Source organism: Enterococcus sp. AZ109, from assembly GCF_051714625.1.
Taxonomy (GTDB): Bacteria; Bacillota; Bacilli; order Lactobacillales; family Enterococcaceae; genus Enterococcus_A.
The window spans coordinates 907,772-926,920 of record NZ_JBIOSF010000001.1; the positions used below are offsets into that span (position 1 = coordinate 907,772).

A 19,149-nucleotide genomic window follows, 5' to 3' on the forward strand; every position below is an offset into this window, starting at 1 on the left:
TTTCTACGCACCGCGCTTCAACAAACTTTGTAGATACTGCATGGCTTCAGACGTTTCTCCTGAGTTTGTTGCTGTGCTAAAGCTTGTAGATGCTAAGTAATCTGTCAATTGTGACCCATTAATACCAAATTCTGTCAGCATCGCTCCGTCTAGAACTTGAGTGGCTTTTAAGTCTCCGTTTATTTTAAAATCTGCATTCATGTATTCGTTGCCCATCTTGTCACCGAAAAACTCCGTTTCTACTAAAATTTTGGCTTGCTGGTTTGGTGCTAGTAAAACATAGGTATTGTTACTCGAATCGCTGAACCAATAGCCTTTACCACCATTAGGCTTAATACTCAACTTTACAACTTCTGGATCCACGGCTTCATAATCAGCAGCACCACTGAATTTGACCATTGCATCATTGTCAATTTTGATGATTGCATCAATAGAACCTGTATTTTTGATTACGCCCGTCTGTTCCGCAGTCAAGCCAGGCTCATAGTTTATCGGATCATTTAATTCTCTAATCGTTGCGCTAATATTGAGATTTCCCATACGTATTTCTTGAGATACCTGTTGCGAAGCCGTCCACCATGCATAGGTAGTTCCCACTGTCACAAAAATCAACGCTAAACCAACGATAATCAACTTCCTTCTATTCTTTTTCATTCGTTTATACTCCTTCTAATATGTCTTCTTCGCCCACTTCTACTTCGCATAGTAAACTAATAAAATATTCTAAAAGCAACAGATTAATAACCGTCAATAACAGCGAAACTTTACCTGCATTACTTTGAATGATTAGCAAGAATTCCCCGATAAACGGGAAGCTAAAAACAATGCGCCCTTTTAATTGACTGCCCACTACTTTCGCAGCATCTACGGTAGTATTGTTGTCCCCTTTTGTTACAAATTGATAGTTATCACCGTTTTTTTCGATTTCCAAAACTCGGTGAGTAACGATATCACCAGCTACTCCGAAGGTGATAATATCGCCTTTTTCTACTTCAGAGGCTAATATTTTTCTGGTAACGATCAAACTCCCTTGCGGAAAGGAATCAGACATACTTCCAGTCAGAACTGTCCTTAGCTGGATACTGTTTTGATCACCATTGCCAACTAAATGTAACCAGATAAACAGCAAAATGAGAGTCAATAGTACGAGATTTAAGAGAAAATTCAACACCTTATTGACGTACTTCTGTTTCTGTTTCACCTTACCCCTCCTCGCTTTGCGAAGAACCGGTATTGATAGTTGCTTCTGGGGCAAATTCTTCATCTTTAGGTTGCTCAGTCACAGTCTCACCTAAATCATCTTCATCAACCCTGATTATTTTCTCTGCTCCCCCTACCTTTTCTGGCTTCGGTACTTTTGCGGCTTCCAAAACATCACCGATTTTCTCTGTAAAATCGTCATCTGTTAGTGAATCAGACAAGAGGGGTGAATAACTAGTAAGGAGTATCTGACCAAGTGAGATAGAAATGTTACAAGTAAGGTAGCCATCGGCAAAAGCTGGCATCTCTAAAAGCAACAAAAACAGCATAGTTAACATGAATAATCCTTTTTTCATCTTTCTCACTTGGAATCCCTCCTTCAGCTTATTTGGTAACACGAATCGTAAAGGATGCTTCTTTATCATTACTGGTTTTAACGGTAACTTGAGTAGTTCCAGTTTTTTGTGCCATTAACACATTGTTTTCATCAATCGATACAATTTTAGGATTTTCTACAATCCACTCCATTTTTTTATCTGTTGCATTTGCGGGAGCTATCTCAGGAATCAACGCAAATGTCTTGCCTTTTTTGAGCTGTTTCAGTCCAGTAACATTTAATGTAATAGCTTCGGCTTCAATATTTTCTTCTGCATCGCCGATCCGTTCAAGCATCCAATCATCACTGGTTCCCCAGGCACTGGCATCACCTTTAACCGAAAGTCCCAACGTCACTAGCGTTTTTTCTGTGACTTCAAAAGTTAATATCGGTTTTTGCCAGATCGTATGACCTGCCAGATGTACATCCTCACTTCTAGCAATCACATTGCCGCCAACCTTTGCATAAGTGTAGATTTCTTCTGAAGCACCTGTGTCTCCCCCTTGAATATCTAGCTCAAACTGATATTTTCCAGCTTCAATCTCTAGGCTCTGTTGGGCAGTAAAATCAACGGCTCGACTGTTATAAAAATGTAATGCTTGATTACCTGATTTTGGTGTATCTGCTTTGCGACTAACATAGCTTTCAGAAATCTCATAGGGACTCAAATCTGCTTCTTTAAAGCTACTGTTTTTTAATAAAGATTCTCTGGCAACCGGTATCTCACCGTAACCTTCAGCACTATACTTGAACACTTTCAATGAGTTTAAAGCTTTACCACTGAAATCGAAGAGCGCCTGGTTATCCCATTCTGAGCCACCATAATTAGTCTCATCAACAGCCGTGTCATAGCCGATTGCCGCAGTAGAAGCCCAGCCAGAACCGTGTTCTTCCCAAATCGGTATGTTGGCTTCTCTGTCAGCAGCTCCTACAGGTGTCCAAGCAGGCTCCCAATAAAAGACACCAATCGCATCTTCACCTGCTTTTACAGTTGCATCCATGACATCCCTAAGGGAATTGGCCTGTCCTTGAACTGTAGCAGGATAGCCACCAATATTTGTTTGTGTGGTAGAATTGACTACATTCTTTTGACCATCGCCGTCTTCCAGCGTATAAGCATAACTTGTTTCAGCGACCATTGTTTTCTTACCATAGGTTTCCGCGACTGTATTTAAAACGTAGGTTAGATTATCCAAAGAACCATGCCAGAAAGCATAGTAGCTTGTCGCAAACACATCATAATCAATTTGGTTTGTTTCCAATGCCTTTGCATAGTTGAGGATAGTACTGGTCCGATCGGGATTTGTGAAATGCATTGCGATTTGAATCGTCGGATCAACTTCTCTAACAGCCTTCGAACCTGCTCTAAACAATTCATAGCGACCATCACCGGCTTCACCAGCAATACCACTTCCAGTTGTTTCATTTCCCACTTGAACCATTTCAACATCTACACCGGCATCAATCATTTCCTGCAAGCTCGTTTTAGTGAACTCATAAAGAGCATCTGCTTTTTGCTCAAGTGTGTAGTTTGACCAAGCTTTTGGTGGGATTTGACGACCTGGATCCGCCCAAAAATCAGAGTAATGGAAATCGATCAAGACCTTCATGCCTGCTGCCGTTGCTCGTTGCCCCATCTCAATTGCTTTTGGTACATCACAATTTCCTGCTCCATATCCCTGTCCGTCCTCATTATAGGGATCATTCCAAACCCGCAGTCGAACGCAATTCACACCGTTATCACTTAGAATTGTGAAAATGTCTTGTTCGTTACCTGCTTCATTATAATAACGAACACCACTTTGCTCCTGAGCAATAATTGTGGAAATATCTGCGCCTTTGATAAAATCGTCAGGCATGTTTTCGACCTTTTCGATGTAAAAATCATTGATTTCTGAATCTGCGTTAGCTATTGCCGGAGTGGCAGATAGACCAATACCAGATAACGCACTGACTAACAACAACCATTTTGCTTTCTTCAAATTCTCATTCTCCTTTATTATCTTTTAATGTAAGCAGCAAGTAACATTAGCTATGATGCAACCCCTTTCACTTCAACTGAAAAAGAATCGAATCCTGGATACCAGCAATAAGAATTACTGGTGTTTGATAGATTCACTTTCCCCTTAAATTTGTCCCATTACAAAATTAATCGCACCTTTGGGGTCTTTGGTGAGGTTGATGTACTCTGCGCCTTTTGTCGCAACGACCTTCACACCTAGTTTGTCAGCATCCTTTTGAATATCCTCCAGATAAGAGGTGACTTGCGGAGCTAAGATAATCAAATCAAAGTTTTTCATGATATCGTAGTGTGAACCATAAGCACCTGCTTGTGCAGTGATATCGATACCCGTTTCCTCAGCGCCTTCTTCTAAAGCGTTCGCTAACATCGCACTGGTTCCAGCTCCCGCACATAGCACTAGTACTTTCTTGCCACCACCGATTTTCGCTTTCGATTCTTTAATGATAAAGGATGCTGTCGCACCGATTTTATTTATATTGTCAACAATCTTTTCTTTCGCTTCTTCGACAACAACATTTTTTGCTTCTTGTTCCACCAATTCAGAATCATACGCTTTGATAAATGGTAAATAGATGACTGAGTCAACAACAATCAGTACTAGCATTAGCACAATCGCCAATATACTGAAACCAGTCCCCATAACCAAACCAATTGGTGCTGGTGTTGCCCATGGCAGAACGGAGATGAAGCTGTTCATATTCAAAACATCCACGAAAAACTTGAATATCCAAACATTCACAATCGGTGCCAATAAGAATGGAATGAAAAAGTATGGATTTAAAATAATCGGTGCCGCAAATAGCAATGGCTCATTAACGGCAAAGGACACAGGGATAAACGAAGCCTTTCCGACCGCCTTTAACTGTTTTGATCTAGCAAATAGCATGAATAGAAAGGGTACAACTAAAGTAGCGCCAGTGCCGCCCATCGTGCCGACAAAGTTTCCTAAACCAACAGTTAAGACTTTAGATGCTTGTTCGCCATTTCTGAATAGTTCAAAGTTAGTTTCAACGTTAGCATAAATGATCGCTGCAATGGCTGGTTCCACGATGGAAGGACCATGAACACCAACAAACCAGAATAGTGCCATTGCACCCCAGATGATGGCAATTCCTAGATAGCCATCCGCAGCACCAAATAGTGGTTGTAACAACTCAATTATTGCTTCGGCAAAGGATGTGCCTACTAATTGACGAATTACAGTATCAATAAGGACGGAAGCAAATACGGCTAAAGAAAACGGAATAATATCACGAAACATTTGTGTAATCGTTCCAGGTACTTCTTTTGGCATTCTAATTGTAAGGTCTCGTTTCACACAGAATTTATACACATTTACAGTTATAAAAGCGGCAATAAACGCTGCAATCAATCCTTTTGTGCCTAAATAATCAGTAGAAATCCCACCTTCAATTTGATTGGCACCTAGCATCAGGAAGCCACAGATAGAAGCAAGCATCACCGAAATCTCATTGATTTGCTTGCCGGAATCGCTCATTTGACGATTCATAGAGTTCGCTAAACAACGTGCTGTCGTTCCGGCAACTAAAAGTCCCACAAAGCCCATTGAATAACCATAAACTTTCCAGAGCCAGCTGGAAAATGCTTCAGGCAAAGCGAAGTTAAAAACTTCAGGAACAGCGGCGACCATGATAAAAATACTTGAAAATAAAATAGCAGGCATTGCGGTTAAAAATCCATCACGAATTGCTCCTAAATAAATGTTCCTAGAAATTTTTTCAAAGAAAGGTTTGCCTTTTTCGATTTGCCTAATCACTACGTTCATTTTTCATTCCTCTTTTCTATTGTATTTTTCTTGATACAACTCTACGAAATCTTCTGCGATGTCCCGCAATAAAACAGTTGTCATCAGATGATCCTGTCCGTGAATGAAGATAAAGCCAATTTCTAACTCATCCCCTCCTGCTTCCTGTGCTAAAACCTGAGTTTGCGCATTGTGAGCCAGCTTCAAATTCTCATCTGCCTCTTGTAGAGATGACTCGATATTCGCAAAATTCCCAGCTTTTGCCTCACGGATCAATTTCAATAAAGTACTTCTCGCATCTCCAGAGTAGGCTACGATCTCAAAGCCAAGCATCGATAATTCTTTTTTATTCATTTCAGTTCTCCCTTCGTACATTACTTTTAACGTGCTCCTAATTAAATAATTGTCTTTGTATCACTGACCATCTTGTACCAATATGCTGATTCCTTTGGATAACGTTTTTGTGTTTCAAAATCGACATAAAATAAACCGTAGCGCTTTTTGTACCCATTGACCCATGAGAACACATCCATTAGAGACCAGATAAAGTAGCCTTTGATATTGACCCCTTGACTGATTGCTTTAGAAATCGCATTGAAGTGCTGGCGCAAATAATCAATTCGCGGTTCGTCCATTACGATTCCATCTTCGAAATCATCCTTGTAACCCAATCCATTTTCCGTAATGAAAATTTTATTGTAATTTGGGTATTCATCCTTGATCCGCACGAGAAGATCCTGCAAACCTTGGGGATAAATGATCCAATCCCAATCGGTTTTTGGTAAATCGTCACGAGCAATCCGCTCACCGATCCCTTTTATCCGATAAACCTGTGTACCTTTTTCACCGGTTGTATTGTAATTCAGGGTGCTTTCCCCATCATATTTCTTCACCCAATGGCTACCATAATTATTGATTCCTAAAAAGTCGTTGCGATTGGCAGCTTTCTTCATCTCGATAAAATCAGTTTCATCAATTTCCACCGATTGATTATTCGCTTTTAAAATTTCTGTCACGTAATCCCAAGTTGTCTCAGAATAGCAGCCAAGGTATGTGGCATCTAATAAAAGCTTGATAGACAATGCATCATCCAATTTAGCCGCATGGACATCTTCAGGAGCATCACTGGCTGGATACTTCGTTTCCAGCGAATGAACAACACCGATTTCTCCCTTGTAGCCACCATCCTTAAAAAGATTCACTGCCTGAGCATGGGCAAACATCATATTATGCAAACAGGTGACGGTTTTTTCAATATCAAACTGGACCTCTGGCGGAAACGCGCCTAACAAATACTGGTTAGATGCTACCGGATATATTTCATTAAACGTGCTCCAATAATAGACTTCCGGAAACTCTTCAAAGCAAAATTTCGCATAGTCCACAAAATGCTTAACATTTTCACGGTTCAAAAAATCATCGTTGTCAAATAGTTCTTTTGGCGTATCGAAATGATGCAGTGTTACAAATGGGATTACACCGTGCTTTTTACATTCTGCAAACACACTGTGATAATAATCCACTCCTTTTTGATTCACTTCCCCATATCCTTTAGGAAAAATCCGACTCCAGGCAATCGACATCCGAATACTATCGATATGGAACTTTTTGCAAAGCTCGATATCTACTGGATATTGATGGTAAAAATCACTAGCGGGATCGGCTGTATAGCGTCCTTTATCCACTAGAAACTTATCCCAGATTACCTGTCCTTTTCCATCGGCTGTTGTTGAACCCTCCGCTTGATAGGCGGCAGTTGCTCCCCCCATAATAAAATCCTCTGGTAACTTATTTAATGTCATTTTCTTCGCTCCTCATCTTTTTACAGTAAACGTTGGACATGCAAGGTCAGATAGACCTTCTCAGCATCACTAAGTTTTTTTCCCGACAGTTCTTGAATCACTTGGTAAATATGTTCGCCAATCTCATAAGCTTTTGGGTAATCCTCTTGTAAATGTCTTTCTAATTGCTCTGAAAAATTCTTTTCTTCTTTTACTTCTCTATCTAAATTTTCAATAAAATAAGAAAGATGAATAATAAGTCGATCATAAAAGTTTTGATTTTCTTTTATGCGGTTGATTCCGACTTTGTTTAACTCTTGTTCTACCGCTGTCAGAATCGGCACCTCATCAGCGACTTTCTTTTCCGCTACCGTATCTTGGCGTTTAGCATTAATAACATGTAAAGCGATTCGAATAATTTCATCGTCTGGATATTCGGAACTTATTTTCTTTCGCAAAATAGCAAGCGCATTCTTAGCTATCGCTATTTCATCAGGATATTGCTCTGAGAAATCCGGTAGCTTGTTGGGTTCATAAGTACCCTTTTTAATGTTTTTGTAACTCCAGTACAAGTGATCAGTTAGCGTTACATACAAGTATTCTTGAACTGGGTAATGATACTTCATGATGGCTTCATTGATTATTTCATAAGTTGTTTTGATAAATTCTAACGGGACCTCTTTTAGTAATTCAGTAAATTTGTATTGAGCATCCTTGTCTCTCAAAAGAAATACATCATTCACTTGGTCTTCTGGCAACAAGTCTCCCTTTTTCTTGCCAAAAATGATACCCTTACCCATAGCAATTCCTTGATCCTCATTTTCAAAACGAATAATGGCTATGTTGTTGTTTAATGGTTTAACAATTCGATACACAAGATCACCTCCATTCAAATAAAAAACCGCGAACGACAAATAGCAATTAATGAAAACTTTGCTGTTTGAAATTCGCGGTGTCGCCTAATCAGGTTAGTTACGATCCACTAAATATATGAATTATTTTTTGCATACTAAATATACCATGTAAAATAATTTTTGTAAACGCTTTTTAGTAAATATTTTTACTGATTTAGATAAATTTATTTTTAGAGAGGTTCCCACCTATATTAGACTACCCGTTTCGCATTAAGCTTACCAAAATAATTTAGTATTTACCTTTCACTTAAATATCAGTACGGTTACACAAGTATTATTCTTTGCGTGTTGTCATCTATATCTGAGACACTCATATAAATTTTCAACCGATTCAAGCAACGGATAATAAAAAAATTTTTTTTACTAAAAAGACTGTTATCAAACTCAGCTAGAGCTTGATCAAGTAAACTAGCGGGGTGCTTCTCTTAGCTAGAGTATTACTAAAAAGCTCTCATCGTCTTACTTATTGATATAGAACCCAATTCCTTTACTATCCAAAGTTTTTACACAGTTCAAAAAAAGCGACAAATTTCGTCGCCTTTAGTAGAATTGTAGAATTTTGGAAAACTAGCAGTGAAATTGGAAATATTCCCTCTTTTTTTGTTAGTTTTGAGCCATTTTAACTGAGTTTTACTATTACTTGCGATACATCTTAAACTCCAAATACAGATCATTGTAAATCTGCAAATATTCCGATCCTAAATCTTTATAGACCTCCAAATGACTAATCGTTTCGTCGTCGGGATAAAACTGCTTGTCCTCAGATATTTCTTTGGGAAGCATATCCATCGCGACTTTATTTGGCGTAGAATAGCCAATATACTCTGCATTGGTCTTGGCATTTTCTGGTCGCAGCATGAAATTGATGAAGTCATAAGCCCCTTCTTGATTCTCTGAAGTTTTAGGAATGACGATGTTATCAAACCATAGATTCGAACCTTCCGGTGGAATGACGTAATGCAAATCTTCGTTTTGACCCATCATATCGGCAGCTTCGCCGGAAAAAGTTACCGCTACGGCACTTTCTTCATTTGCCATGTACATCTTAATTTCATCAGCAACAATCGCTTTGACATTTGGGGTTAATTTATTCAATTTGTCAGTAGCCTGTTGCAGCTCCTTCATGTTCTTGCTATTGATAGAATTACCGAATGTAGTTAGCGACAAGCCCATTACCTCGCGAGCTCCATCAATCAACATGATATTATTTTGCAGTTCAGGTCGCCACAGATCTTCCCAGTGCTTGATCTTGTCACCATCGACGAACTTATCATTATAAACGATCCCCAACGTTCCCCAAAAATAAGGGATCGAATATTGGTTGTCTTTGTCAAAATCTTGGTCCAAAAAGCGGGGATCGATATTTTCCAAGCCTTTAATTTTACTGTGGTCTAAAGGCAGCAGCAGTTTTTCCTTTTTCATTTTTTGAATCATGTATTCACTAGGAATCGTGATGTCGTAGGAAGTACCGCCCTGTTTAATCTTCGCCTCCATCGCCTCGTTGGAATCAAAGGTCTCGTAATTCACTTTGTAGCCATACTCTTCTTCAAACTGCTTCAGCAAATCGGGATCAATGTAATCACCCCAATTGTAAATGTTTAACACATTGGAGCTGGCATTGCTGGCCCGATTCAACCGAAAATCAAAGAAGCTCAGCAGCAAAATGATGGCGATGACGCCGATAAAAAGAGATTGTAATTTTCTCATTTCAGTACGGACACCTCCTCAAATTCCCGCTTGCGTTTCTTGGCTTTTTTCGTGTTGTCGCGGCTAATGAAATAGTAGCCGATCACCAGCAGTAGCGAGAAGATAAAGACTAAAGTGGACAGTGCATTGATCTCCAAGCTGATCCCTTGGCGTGCCCGGGAGTAAATTTCAACAGACAAGGTAGAAAAGCCGTTCCCGGTTACGAAAAAGGTCACCGCAAAATCATCCAATGAATAGGTAAAAGCCATGAAATAGCCGGCAATCACACCTGGTGTCAAAAAGGGCAGCACAATATTACTTAACACTTGCAAGTTGTTGGCTCCCAGATCACGAGCGGCATCAATCATGGAATCGTTCATTTCTTGTAATTTCGGTAATACCATCAGCACCACAATTGGAATACTGAAGGCCACGTGTGACAAGAGCACGCTCATGAAACCTAATTGGAAGCTGCGTAAGTAACCACCTAGCATGGTAAACAAAATCAAGAAGCTGGCACCGATAATAACATCCGGCGACACCATCAAAATATTGTTCAGTCCCATTAAGGCATTGCGAGACCCCCGTTTGCGAGTGTAGTAAATCGACATAGCGCCAAAGGTTCCAATCGCCGTAGCAATCAAGGCAGATAGAAAAGCTAGCACGAAGGTCTGCAATACGATACTTATTAAACGCGTATCAGAAAACAGTGTTTCGTAATGCTCCCAAGTAAAGCCCGTGAAATTGGTCATCGTTCCGCCTTCGTTAAAGGAGTAGAAAATCAAATAAAAGATCGGTACATACAATAGAACAAAGACTAACACCAAATACAGATTGGACCAGGAAAAGCGTCTTTTTTTCACTTATGCTCGACCTCCTTTTTTCCGTTCGCCAGTCAGCATCATGACGATGAACATAGCGAAAATTAAGATGACCCCAATCGTTGAACCCATCCCCCAGTTTTGGGTGACTAAGAAATGTTCCTCAATCGCGGTACCTAAAGTAATTACCCGGTTCCCGCCGATCAATCTCGTCAACATGAATAAGGAAAGTGACGGGATAAAAACAGCCTGCACACCACTTTTTACGCCATTCATGGACAGCGGTAAAATCACGCGCCGGAAGGTATCAAAATTATTAGCCCCCAGATCGCGGCTAGCGCTGATCAATGAGGGATTAATTTCTTCCAAGGCATTAAAAATCGGCATAATCATAAAAGGCAATTCGATATAGGCCGCCACAAACATAAAACTAAAATCCGTAAACAATAGCTGCTTTGGTCCAATCCCGATAAAGGACAAAAATTCGTTGATGGACCCATTTGTACTAAAAATTCCGATAAAGGCATAGGCTTTCAGCAGCAAATTGATCCAAGTCGGCAGCACTACCAACAGCAAAAGCAATTGCCGATGCTTCAATTTCGACAAAAAATAAGCCGTTGGATAACTGATCAATAACGTCATTAAGGTAATCAAAAAAGCAAAAAGTACTGAATTCAACGTCATACCCAAATAGGTTTTCGAGGTTAAATAAGTATGGTAGTTGCTCAAGGTAAAATTGCCGTTCATGTCAAAAAAAGACTGATAGATAATCAAAATCACGGGAGCTATGACAAAGAACAGCAGCCAAAAATAATAAGGGATTGAATAAATCCGTCGCATACTTCTCAATGTTTTCGCCTCCTATTCTTCATAGCTTTCCAAACGGGCATCAAACTCTTCTTCCGTTTCATTAAACCGCATCACGTGAATATCCTCCGGCTCAAAAGCCAAGCCAATTTTTGTGCCTTCTTTAGCCTTGCGGGTGGAGTGAACCATCCATTCATTGCCATCTTGGTCAATCCCCATAATTTCATAATGCACCCCCCGGAAAAGCTGCGTATTCACGGTAATCACTAGCTTGCCTTTTTCTGGCGAAGTGATGGATAGATCCTCTGGACGTAGAACAACTTCCACTGGTTCATTGGGACGCATCCCACCATCGACACATTCAAATTCCTTGCCAACAAATTTTACTAAATTATCTTCAATCATTTCTCCGGAGACGATATTACTTTCCCCTACAAAGTCAGCGACGAAGTGATTAATCGGCTCATCATAAATATCCACCGGTGTTCCACTTTGAACAATCCGTCCTTTGTTCATAACAAAAATTTCATCACTCATAGCCAGAGCTTCTTCCTGATCATGGGTAACAAAGATAAAGGTAATGCCTAATCGTTTTTGCAATTCACGTAATTCATACTGCATATCTGTTCGCAGTTTCAAATCTAAAGCAGATAGAGGTTCGTCTAAAAGCAGGATCTTGGGCTCGTTGACAATTGCTCGAGCAATTGCCACGCGTTGGCGTTGACCACCTGACATTTCAGTAATTTCCCGATTTTCATAACCAGGGAGCTGAACGACCTTTAAAGCATCCTTAACTCTGCGCTCGATTTCGCTTTTTGACATTTTTTTGATTTTCAACCCAAACGCCACATTGTCAAAAACGTTCATATGAGGGAACAACGCATAATCCTGGAAGACGGTATTCACCTGACGTTTATTGGCAGGCACATCATTCATCCGTTTACCTTCTAGGAAAATATCTCCTTTCGTGGCATCGGTGAATCCAGCAATGATGCGCAAGATTGTGGTTTTTCCGCAGCCTGAAGGTCCCAACAGCGTATAAAAGCGTCCTTCCTCGATATCAAAACTGACATTTTTCAACACTGGTTCATCGTCATATTCTTTTACAACGTTATCAAACGAAATAATTGTATTTGCCATAATTCGCTCCTTTTTTTCATGAACAAGCTTCTTTAAAAGCTCCTTCGTTTTTTATATTCTCCCCTACAAGTAGGATTCTGTCGCAACCACTAAAACCTTTGTAGGTTTCTTGCCGTGGTTCAGCAGTCTGTGAGGCTTGCTGGCTTCGTAATAAATACTCTCGCCGGCCTGGGCAACAAAATAGGCTTCACCAAATTGAAGACCAACGGTTCCCTCTAAAACATAGATGAAAGTTTCAGACAAAGAGGGAGAAAATTGTTTGTACTGTCCTGTTTTCTCCAAGGTTAATAAAATAGGTTCCATTTCTTTTTCATTGGATTCAGGAATCAGCCACTTGATATGGTAACCATTCGTTTCATCGCTATAGGAAGTAGTATCTTCTTCTTTGTACAGAATTTTTTGCTCACCGGTTTTTTGACTAAAGAATTGCTCTGGTGTGACACCCAAAACTTCTAAAATGTCAAAAAAGGTTTCCATCGAGGGCGAACTCAGGTCCCGTTCCAGTTGGGAAATGTACCCTTTGGATAAATCGGTCCGTTCTCCCAGCTCTTCTTGAGTCAGATTTTTTTGAATCCGCAAATTTTTCAACTTCTCGCCTATTTCCATTAAGCCTCGCCCCCTTGTTTGGTAAAAGTAAACTTCTTGTTTAATAGCACCACTATAGTATACGAACTTTGGTTTAAAATGCAAGCCAGACAATTACATTTCTTAGCATTCTTTAACCTGATTTATTTGTAGGAAAAAGAACAGAGAAAGTTGCATTTTCCACAGTTTCCGCTAAGATGTAAGTAACAAACTTTTCATAATAAAGGAGCGATTCCATGACTAATTATCAATGCTTGCGTGTATTAAAAAATGAAGAAACAGTGACTACTGAAATTGAACAGTTTGAGGTGCCGGAATTACAGCCAGGTGAAGTACTAATTGCAGTCAGCTACTCTGGTATGAACTATAAAGATGCCTTGGCTACTAAGGCCAACACTGGTGTTGTGAGAAGCTACCCGTTAACCCCTGGGATCGATATGGCTGGAACCATTGCTGCAACCAATGATGAACACTTTGCCGTTGGCGATGAAGTACTTGCCACCAGCTACGGAATTGGCGTTAGTCAAAATGGCGGCTTCAGCGAAATGCAAGTTGTTCCCGCTTCTTGGGTGGTTAAGCTGCCTAAAGGCCTAACGGAAAAACAAGCAATGACTTATGGAACTGCTGGATTTACCGCAGCTTTATCAGTTGATGGCTTGGTGCAACACGGATTAAATGCCGAGAGTCGCGTATTAGTTACCGGTGCAACAGGCGGTGTCGGCGGCTTTGCTTTGCAATTTTTACAAAAAATCGGATGCAAAGAAATCATCGCCTTAACTAGAAAAACCGATCAGCAAGATTATTTAGCAAAACTGGGCGCAACAAAGGTCGTAACGCCGGATGAATTTTTCCCCGAAAAAAATCGGCCGTTGAATAAGCAGACCATTGATTATGTGGTTGATACTGTTGGTGGAGAACAATTGGGTAAGCTAATTCCATTTATCAGCTACAGCGGAAGTATGGCTCTGTGCGGAAATGCGGGCGGGATCAAATTGACTATGACTGTTTTGCCATTTATTCTGCGAGGGGTTAATCTTTTAGGAATTGATTCCGTAGAAACTCCGATGGAAAAACGGGCTGAGATTTGGGAAAAAATGGCGGATGAATGGTTAGTTGCTGAAGGGATTCAAGTGCAAGAAATTGCTTTAGAGCAAGTTCAAGCAACTGCGGATGCTATCTTAACAGGTAAACACGTGGGTCGGACTCTTGTTCGTCCTGGAGGCTTAGAATAATGAGAATTTTGATTACAGCCGGCGGAACTTCGGAAAAGATTGATGAGGTTCGATCAATTACCAATCATTCCAGTGGAAAATTAGGTAAAGCAATTGCTGAAGCCTTTTTAGCTGAAAATGTGACCATTGATTATGTTACAACGAAGCAAGCTCTTAAACCCGATAATACTCAAGTGTCTATTCATTTGATTGAATCAACAGCCGATTTAGAAGCTAAGCTTAAGGAATTATTGACTAAATATACCTATACTTCAGTCATTCACAGTATGGCTGTCAGTGATTTTACACCGGAGAGCTCGGTTACGATAGAAGATTTAGAAGCTACTATTGCAACTGAGCCTAATGATCTGCCAACAGCTTTAAAGGAAAAAATTCGAGAACGAACAGAGAAAAAAATTTCTTCTGATACTGATTATTTAGTGATTGTGTTAAAGAAAAATCCCAAAATTATTCAGCAGATTAAACAATTGCAACCAGAAACTATTTTAGTTGGTTTCAAACTTTTAGTCGATGTTCCTATGATTCAGCTTTTAGATGTAGCCAAGTCAAGTCTGGAAAAAAATAAGGCCGACTTTATTTTAGCAAATGATCTTTCAGAAATTAATGGTGAAACGCACCACGGCTATTTAATTAATCGGCAACACAAAGTAAAAGAAGCCCATACAAAGTCAGAAATAGCAGAGTTAATTAAACAAGAAGTACTCAGCATGGAGGAATCCAAATGAAAACAATTCTATTAGGTGTTAGCGGAAGTATTTCTGCTTATAAGGCGGCCGATTTAACCAATCAATTGACTAAGCTTGGTTATCAGGTTGATGTGGTCATGACAAAAAGCAGTATGGAGTTTATTACACCATTAACGATTCAATCATTGTCTCATCGCCTTGTACACACAGATGTAATGGATGAACCTGATCCGGCAAAAATCAATCACATTGAGCTAGCAAAACGGGCCGATCTTTTTTTAATAGCTCCAGCTTCGGCCAATACAATTGGCAAACTAGCTAACGGAATTGCTGATGACTTATTGTCAACCGTTGCGTTAGCACTCTTACCAGAAACGAAAAAACTAATTGCCCCAGCTATGAACACTTATATGTACCAAAATCCAATCGTTCAAAGAAATTTGTCCACCTTAAGAGATGTGGGCTATGAAGAAATTCAACCTCGTGAAGCTTTGTTAGCGTGCGGTGACTATGGACGCGGTGCATTAGCAAATATCCCCGAAATCGTTGAACGAACGATGAATTTATTAAAGGAGTAGCCCTGTGAAAAACACAAATGTTAAAAGCTTTACCTTAACCGCTATGTTTTTAGCGATTATGATTATCTTGGCAGTCACTCCACTAGGATTTATTCCGATTGGCCCGATTAACGCTACTACGATGCACATCCCAGTTATCATCGCTTCTATTGTTTTAGGACCGAAGATCGGTGCTGGATTAGGCGGTATTTTCGGAATTATCAGTTTGGCAAGATCAACGGTGATAATCACACCAATGTCGTTTGTTTTCTCACCTTTTATTGCTAATCCTTTGACTGGTCAAGGTGACTGGCGCGCAATCATTGTAGCGATTATTCCACGAATTTTAATTGGGGTAATTCCATACTTCGTTTTCGTTGGCGTCCAACGTCTTTTTAAATCCAAGACTCTACCAGTAAGTCTTTTTATTGCAGGATTAGCTGGTTCTATGACGAATACTGTTTTAGTAATGAATTTGATTTATCTCTTTTTTAGAGACAGCTATGCTACGGTTACACAAGTAGCTGCTGATGCTGTTTATGGAGTTATTTTAGGAATTATTTTTGGTAGCGGCTTAGTGGAAGCCATCGTTGCGGGGATTGCTACTGCAGCAGTCTGTGCGGTTTTGTTGAAGCTGATGAAAAAATGAAAAACGAGTGGAGAAGTTAGCTTTTCTCCACTCGTTTTGTCGTTTACTCTTCTGGTAAGATGTCTTCTTTTGCAGCTTGAATGATATCTTTTGACATGAAATAGCTGTAGGCAACCGCCAGCAATGCGGTGAATAACAAGATAAATCCTTGATTGCTTTGGAAAAAGTCAGCACCAAATACTAACAATACAATACTTGGAATGACAAAAACTGGAATATTGACTTTCAAATTACTGATAATAGTAGGTACGATTAATGCGCCAAACAGCGCTGGCAACAAATTAGCAAAGGCTGGATTAATGATCGGATTGTTATAAATCGGTTCAATAATTGGCGCCAAGAACAACATACCTGCTAAGGCAATCGTAGTTGTCACGATTGTACACGTAGAAGCAGCGAAGATAGAAACTAAGTCCCCTCTTTCTGTTCCCGCTTCAACTCCCAATAAGTCCATCGCATTTTTCGATGCTGGTACTTTCATATTCGACAAATCCCCAGTTACACAAGAAGTGTACAATGCGCCGGCACCAATAATTGGTGCGTAAGATAAATTTTCACTAACCCCGGCAACTGTAAATGTAGCCAGTAATGGCAGTGCATTTTGAAATACTAGTGCATAATCGATATGTGCGTTGTAAACACCTGATAAAATAATCGGTAGAGAAATAAATGAGATTAGACAAATCAGTACTGTCAGCCTTCCAACAAGGTGAATACGATTATTAAATATAGCTTTATTCATGGTCGGGTCAGTCCTCTCTTAAAATAATGGATTAATTAAACAAGCAAAGATCATCCCTACCAATAAACTAATAGTAAAGGCATGTTCCTTCATTTTTGGATGAGTTTTCGCAATATGATTGACAAGTACAGCTACTCCACCTGCAACTAAAAAAGTTAAAATTGCTACTGGATTACCAATATTAGTTAAGGTTGGTGCAGACAAAGTTCCATACAACGCTACGAAAACCGCACTGGTGATTACAGGAATTAATACTGCGTTGCGATCCATTAGTTTACGGACACCTTTTTCATAGCTTTTTAAGAAAATTAAGTTGAAAATATTTCCGCCTAAAATCCCTAAAGTCAAAATTAACAGAATTGATAAGAAGACGCCCACCGGAAAGTCAGTATTGTAAATATTGGCATAATCGAAAGATTCAGCGGCCATATTAGCAACCATTGTTTCGTACGTTACAGAACCTACAACACTTAGTCGCATCCACGGAAAGTACTTTCCTAACGCAGGTACCAAAATCAAATAACTAGCTAAAATTGGCATTGAAGGAATAATAGAAAAAAGCGCAGTACTTTTGATTACTTTTTTCACGTCTCCATCGGTCATACCAATTTGCAGCGCTCGTTTACGAGCCATCAAACTCATAATGATCGGTTGTGAAATTACTATTACAACAATCAATGCACAGATGATCAACATCGGCAGTCCGTTTGCTACTTTTAAAAATTCCATAGTTTCCCTCCTAGTGTACTAATTATTTTTTGCTAGCCAATCCATCGCAATAATCGTATAGACTGCCGCACCTTTGCTTAAAACTGCTTCATCAAAGATTACTTTTGGATGATGCACAAAATATGGGTACTCATCAGAATGCCCAGAAGTCAGCAGCAACATGCTGGATGGCACTTCTTGTGTTACATAAGAGAAGTCTTCAGAACCGCCTAGTTTGTGCATTCCAGCTTCTACCGGAGAAGCAATATCACCAGGGAATGCTTGTGATAAGCTTTCACGAATTGCCTCTGTTACGTCGTGATCAACCTCTACAGTTGGACAGCCTTCGATCATTTGTACATCTACTGTTGCTCCAAAGGCTTGCGCTACTCCTTCAGCAATCTCAGGAATACGTTTGAAGATGAACTTGCGTACCTCTTGATCGAATGTTCGGATAGATCCGCGCATGTAAGCAGTGTCTGGGATCGCATTGTCCACTACGCCGCCTTTCATAATTGTCGTTGAAATGACTGCACTGTCATACATCGAAATTTCTCTAGCTTCTAAGGCATGCAAAGCCAGATGAATATGACTCATAACAGTCAGCGGGTTAATAGTCAGCTCCGGAGTTGCCGCATGTCCCCCCTTACCTTGGATGTTGATTTCAAACCAATCAGAGGTAGAAGCAAATGGCCCTGCTTCAGGTACTAGAACCATTCCACTCTTCACAGGCAGGCCAGGAAAAACATGGATCATCGCTGCAGCATTGACTTTGGGATTTTCCAAGACGCCATCGTCAACCATCGCCTTTGCCCCTTGCAATATTTCTTCACCTGGCTGAAACATTAACTTTACTGTACCTTTTAGCTCAGACTCATGTTCTTTCAACAATTTTGCTGCACCGTAAAGCATCGTTGTATGAAAATCATGTCCACAAGCATGCATGTTCTCATTTTCAGAGGCAAAAGGCTCACCAGATTCTTCTTTGATTGGTAACGCATCCATGTCGCCACGAATTAAGAAGCAAGGTTCCCCTTGACCTATTGTAACCACCAATCCTGACTCTCCCATTACTTTGGGCTCTAAACCTAGTTCCTCCAACTTTTGTTTTGTTAAAGCCATAGTTTTTGGTAAAGCCATGCCAATTTCTGGTTGACGGTGTAAAGTTCGACGCATCTCCACCAACTCTGCTTGTAAATTCTTTGCTTCATCTAAAATTCTTTCCATTTTATAACCTCCTTAATCATTTTATAATGTATCACAACGAAATATCATATGTCAAATTACCTTACACAAAATATAGATAGGCACTTTATCTCTATCCCGAAACTAAAGAAAGCGCTTCATTTCAACCATAAAATAATATGTTTATTTAAAAAAATAAATTACGGCTTTTTTTATAAAAAAAATTAGATTCTGCGTTACATTTTCTACCCTTATTTTTAAAAAATATTTGTCTTGTGGTTTCAGAAGAATA

At 39.8% G+C, this 19,149-nt stretch carries 20 protein-coding genes; 4 read left to right on the forward strand and 16 right to left on the reverse strand.

The window, feature by feature from the left end; all coding sequences use genetic code 11:
• Positions 1 to 3 precede the first annotated feature (3 nt).
• From IGI42_RS04420 to IGI42_RS04480, 13 genes are all read right to left on the reverse strand, one after another.
• Positions 4 to 654 (reverse strand): SipW-dependent-type signal peptide-containing protein, encoded by a 651-nt coding sequence (locus IGI42_RS04420; protein ID WP_438714513.1) that lies wholly within the window; start codon positions 652 to 654, stop codon positions 4 to 6.
• 4 nt (positions 655 to 658) lie between these two features.
• Complete coding sequence (locus IGI42_RS04425; protein WP_438714515.1) at positions 659 to 1,201, reverse strand: signal peptidase I; 543 nt, start codon at positions 1,199 to 1,201, stop codon at positions 659 to 661.
• A gap of 1 nt (position 1,202) precedes the next feature.
• Positions 1,203 to 1,565: a hypothetical protein gene (locus IGI42_RS04430; RefSeq protein ID WP_438714516.1), complete on the reverse strand. Its 363-nt coding sequence runs from the start codon at positions 1,563 to 1,565 to the stop codon at positions 1,203 to 1,205.
• A 19-nt stretch (positions 1,566 to 1,584) separates the two neighbouring features.
• The gene (locus IGI42_RS04435; protein WP_438714517.1) at positions 1,585 to 3,558 is read right to left on the reverse strand and encodes a glycosyl hydrolase 53 family protein; all 1,974 of its coding nucleotides are present in this window, start codon (positions 3,556 to 3,558) and stop codon (positions 1,585 to 1,587) included.
• Positions 3,559 to 3,702: 144 nt separating this feature from the next.
• Positions 3,703 to 5,385, reverse strand: coding sequence for a PTS lactose transporter subunit IIBC (locus IGI42_RS04440; protein ID WP_438714519.1), 1,683 nt, complete (start codon positions 5,383 to 5,385; stop codon positions 3,703 to 3,705).
• A gap of 3 nt (positions 5,386 to 5,388) precedes the next feature.
• Complete coding sequence (locus IGI42_RS04445; protein WP_438714520.1) at positions 5,389 to 5,718, reverse strand: PTS lactose/cellobiose transporter subunit IIA; 330 nt, start codon at positions 5,716 to 5,718, stop codon at positions 5,389 to 5,391.
• A 41-nt stretch (positions 5,719 to 5,759) separates the two neighbouring features.
• The gene (gene lacG, locus IGI42_RS04450) at positions 5,760 to 7,166 is read right to left on the reverse strand and encodes a 6-phospho-beta-galactosidase (RefSeq protein ID WP_438714521.1); all 1,407 of its coding nucleotides are present in this window, start codon (positions 7,164 to 7,166) and stop codon (positions 5,760 to 5,762) included.
• Between the two features lie 20 nt (positions 7,167 to 7,186).
• Positions 7,187 to 8,020 (reverse strand): PRD domain-containing protein, encoded by an 834-nt coding sequence (locus IGI42_RS04455; RefSeq protein WP_438714522.1) that lies wholly within the window; start codon positions 8,018 to 8,020, stop codon positions 7,187 to 7,189.
• A 675-nt stretch (positions 8,021 to 8,695) separates the two neighbouring features.
• A complete protein-coding gene (locus IGI42_RS04460) occupies positions 8,696 to 9,766 on the reverse strand; it encodes an ABC transporter substrate-binding protein (RefSeq protein WP_438714524.1) in 1,071 nt (356 codons plus the stop codon).
• Positions 9,763 to 10,608, reverse strand: a complete 846-nt coding sequence (locus tag IGI42_RS04465) for an ABC transporter permease (protein ID WP_207675386.1) — start codon at positions 10,606 to 10,608, stop codon at positions 9,763 to 9,765. Before IGI42_RS04465 ends, IGI42_RS04460 begins: the two co-directional genes overlap by 4 nt.
• On the reverse strand, positions 10,609 to 11,415 hold the full coding sequence (locus IGI42_RS04470; protein ID WP_207675385.1) for an ABC transporter permease: 807 nt from the start codon (positions 11,413 to 11,415) through the stop codon (positions 10,609 to 10,611).
• A gap of 12 nt (positions 11,416 to 11,427) precedes the next feature.
• The gene (locus IGI42_RS04475) at positions 11,428 to 12,513 is read right to left on the reverse strand and encodes an ABC transporter ATP-binding protein (protein ID WP_438714525.1); all 1,086 of its coding nucleotides are present in this window, start codon (positions 12,511 to 12,513) and stop codon (positions 11,428 to 11,430) included.
• Positions 12,514 to 12,576: 63 nt separating this feature from the next.
• The gene (locus tag IGI42_RS04480) at positions 12,577 to 13,119 is read right to left on the reverse strand and encodes a helix-turn-helix domain-containing protein (RefSeq protein ID WP_438714526.1); all 543 of its coding nucleotides are present in this window, start codon (positions 13,117 to 13,119) and stop codon (positions 12,577 to 12,579) included.
• A 215-nt stretch (positions 13,120 to 13,334) separates the two neighbouring features.
• Here IGI42_RS04480 and IGI42_RS04485 point away from each other — a divergent pair, with 215 nt between their 5' ends.
• From IGI42_RS04485 to IGI42_RS04500, 4 genes are read left to right on the forward strand one after another with little or no spacing between them, the layout of a single operon-like run.
• Positions 13,335 to 14,330 (forward strand): YhdH/YhfP family quinone oxidoreductase, encoded by a 996-nt coding sequence (locus IGI42_RS04485; protein ID WP_438714527.1) that lies wholly within the window; start codon positions 13,335 to 13,337, stop codon positions 14,328 to 14,330.
• The gene (locus tag IGI42_RS04490) at positions 14,330 to 15,055 is read left to right on the forward strand and encodes a phosphopantothenate--cysteine ligase (RefSeq protein ID WP_438714529.1); all 726 of its coding nucleotides are present in this window, start codon (positions 14,330 to 14,332) and stop codon (positions 15,053 to 15,055) included. Before IGI42_RS04485 ends, IGI42_RS04490 begins: the two co-directional genes overlap by 1 nt.
• On the forward strand, positions 15,052 to 15,594 hold the full coding sequence (gene coaC / locus IGI42_RS04495; protein ID WP_438714530.1) for a phosphopantothenoylcysteine decarboxylase: 543 nt from the start codon (positions 15,052 to 15,054) through the stop codon (positions 15,592 to 15,594). The genes IGI42_RS04490 and coaC overlap by 4 nt, the downstream gene beginning before the upstream one ends.
• A gap of 43 nt (positions 15,595 to 15,637) precedes the next feature.
• Complete coding sequence (locus tag IGI42_RS04500) at positions 15,638 to 16,222, forward strand: ECF transporter S component (protein ID WP_438717010.1); 585 nt, start codon at positions 15,638 to 15,640, stop codon at positions 16,220 to 16,222.
• Positions 16,223 to 16,265: 43 nt separating this feature from the next.
• Here IGI42_RS04500 and IGI42_RS04505 read toward each other — a convergent pair whose 3' ends face one another.
• From IGI42_RS04505 to IGI42_RS04515, 3 genes are read right to left on the reverse strand one after another with little or no spacing between them, the layout of a single operon-like run.
• Positions 16,266 to 16,964, reverse strand: a complete 699-nt coding sequence (locus IGI42_RS04505) for a hypothetical protein (protein ID WP_438714531.1) — start codon at positions 16,962 to 16,964, stop codon at positions 16,266 to 16,268.
• 18 nt (positions 16,965 to 16,982) lie between these two features.
• Positions 16,983 to 17,693, reverse strand: coding sequence for a DUF5058 family protein (locus IGI42_RS04510; RefSeq protein WP_438714532.1), 711 nt, complete (start codon positions 17,691 to 17,693; stop codon positions 16,983 to 16,985).
• An 18-nt stretch (positions 17,694 to 17,711) separates the two neighbouring features.
• Positions 17,712 to 18,899, reverse strand: coding sequence for a M20 metallopeptidase family protein (locus tag IGI42_RS04515; RefSeq protein ID WP_438714533.1), 1,188 nt, complete (start codon positions 18,897 to 18,899; stop codon positions 17,712 to 17,714).
• Positions 18,900 to 19,149: the final 250 nt, after the last annotated feature.

Coding starts and splice junctions, on each gene's coding strand:
- IGI42_RS04420 (WP_438714513.1), bottom strand. CDS start 654: ATGAAAAAGAATAGAAGGAAGTTGATTATCGTTGGTTTAGCGTTGATT.
- IGI42_RS04440 (WP_438714519.1), bottom strand. CDS start 5,385: ATGAACGTAGTGATTAGGCAAATCGAAAAAGGCAAACCTTTCTTTGAA.
- IGI42_RS04445 (WP_438714520.1), bottom strand. CDS start 5,718: ATGAATAAAAAAGAATTATCGATGCTTGGCTTTGAGATCGTAGCCTAC.
- lacG (WP_438714521.1), bottom strand. CDS start 7,166: ATGACATTAAATAAGTTACCAGAGGATTTTATTATGGGGGGAGCAACT.
- IGI42_RS04460 (WP_438714524.1), bottom strand. CDS start 9,766: ATGAGAAAATTACAATCTCTTTTTATCGGCGTCATCGCCATCATTTTG.
- IGI42_RS04475 (WP_438714525.1), bottom strand. CDS start 12,513: ATGGCAAATACAATTATTTCGTTTGATAACGTTGTAAAAGAATATGAC.
- IGI42_RS04480 (WP_438714526.1), bottom strand. CDS start 13,119: ATGGAAATAGGCGAGAAGTTGAAAAATTTGCGGATTCAAAAAAATCTG.
- IGI42_RS04485 (WP_438714527.1), top strand. CDS start 13,335: ATGACTAATTATCAATGCTTGCGTGTATTAAAAAATGAAGAAACAGTG.
- IGI42_RS04490 (WP_438714529.1), top strand. CDS start 14,330: ATGAGAATTTTGATTACAGCCGGCGGAACTTCGGAAAAGATTGATGAG.
- coaC (WP_438714530.1), top strand. CDS start 15,052: ATGAAAACAATTCTATTAGGTGTTAGCGGAAGTATTTCTGCTTATAAG.
- IGI42_RS04500 (WP_438717010.1), top strand. CDS start 15,638: ATGTTTTTAGCGATTATGATTATCTTGGCAGTCACTCCACTAGGATTT.
- IGI42_RS04505 (WP_438714531.1), bottom strand. CDS start 16,964: ATGAATAAAGCTATATTTAATAATCGTATTCACCTTGTTGGAAGGCTG.
- IGI42_RS04510 (WP_438714532.1), bottom strand. CDS start 17,693: ATGGAATTTTTAAAAGTAGCAAACGGACTGCCGATGTTGATCATCTGT.
- IGI42_RS04515 (WP_438714533.1), bottom strand. CDS start 18,899: ATGGAAAGAATTTTAGATGAAGCAAAGAATTTACAAGCAGAGTTGGTG.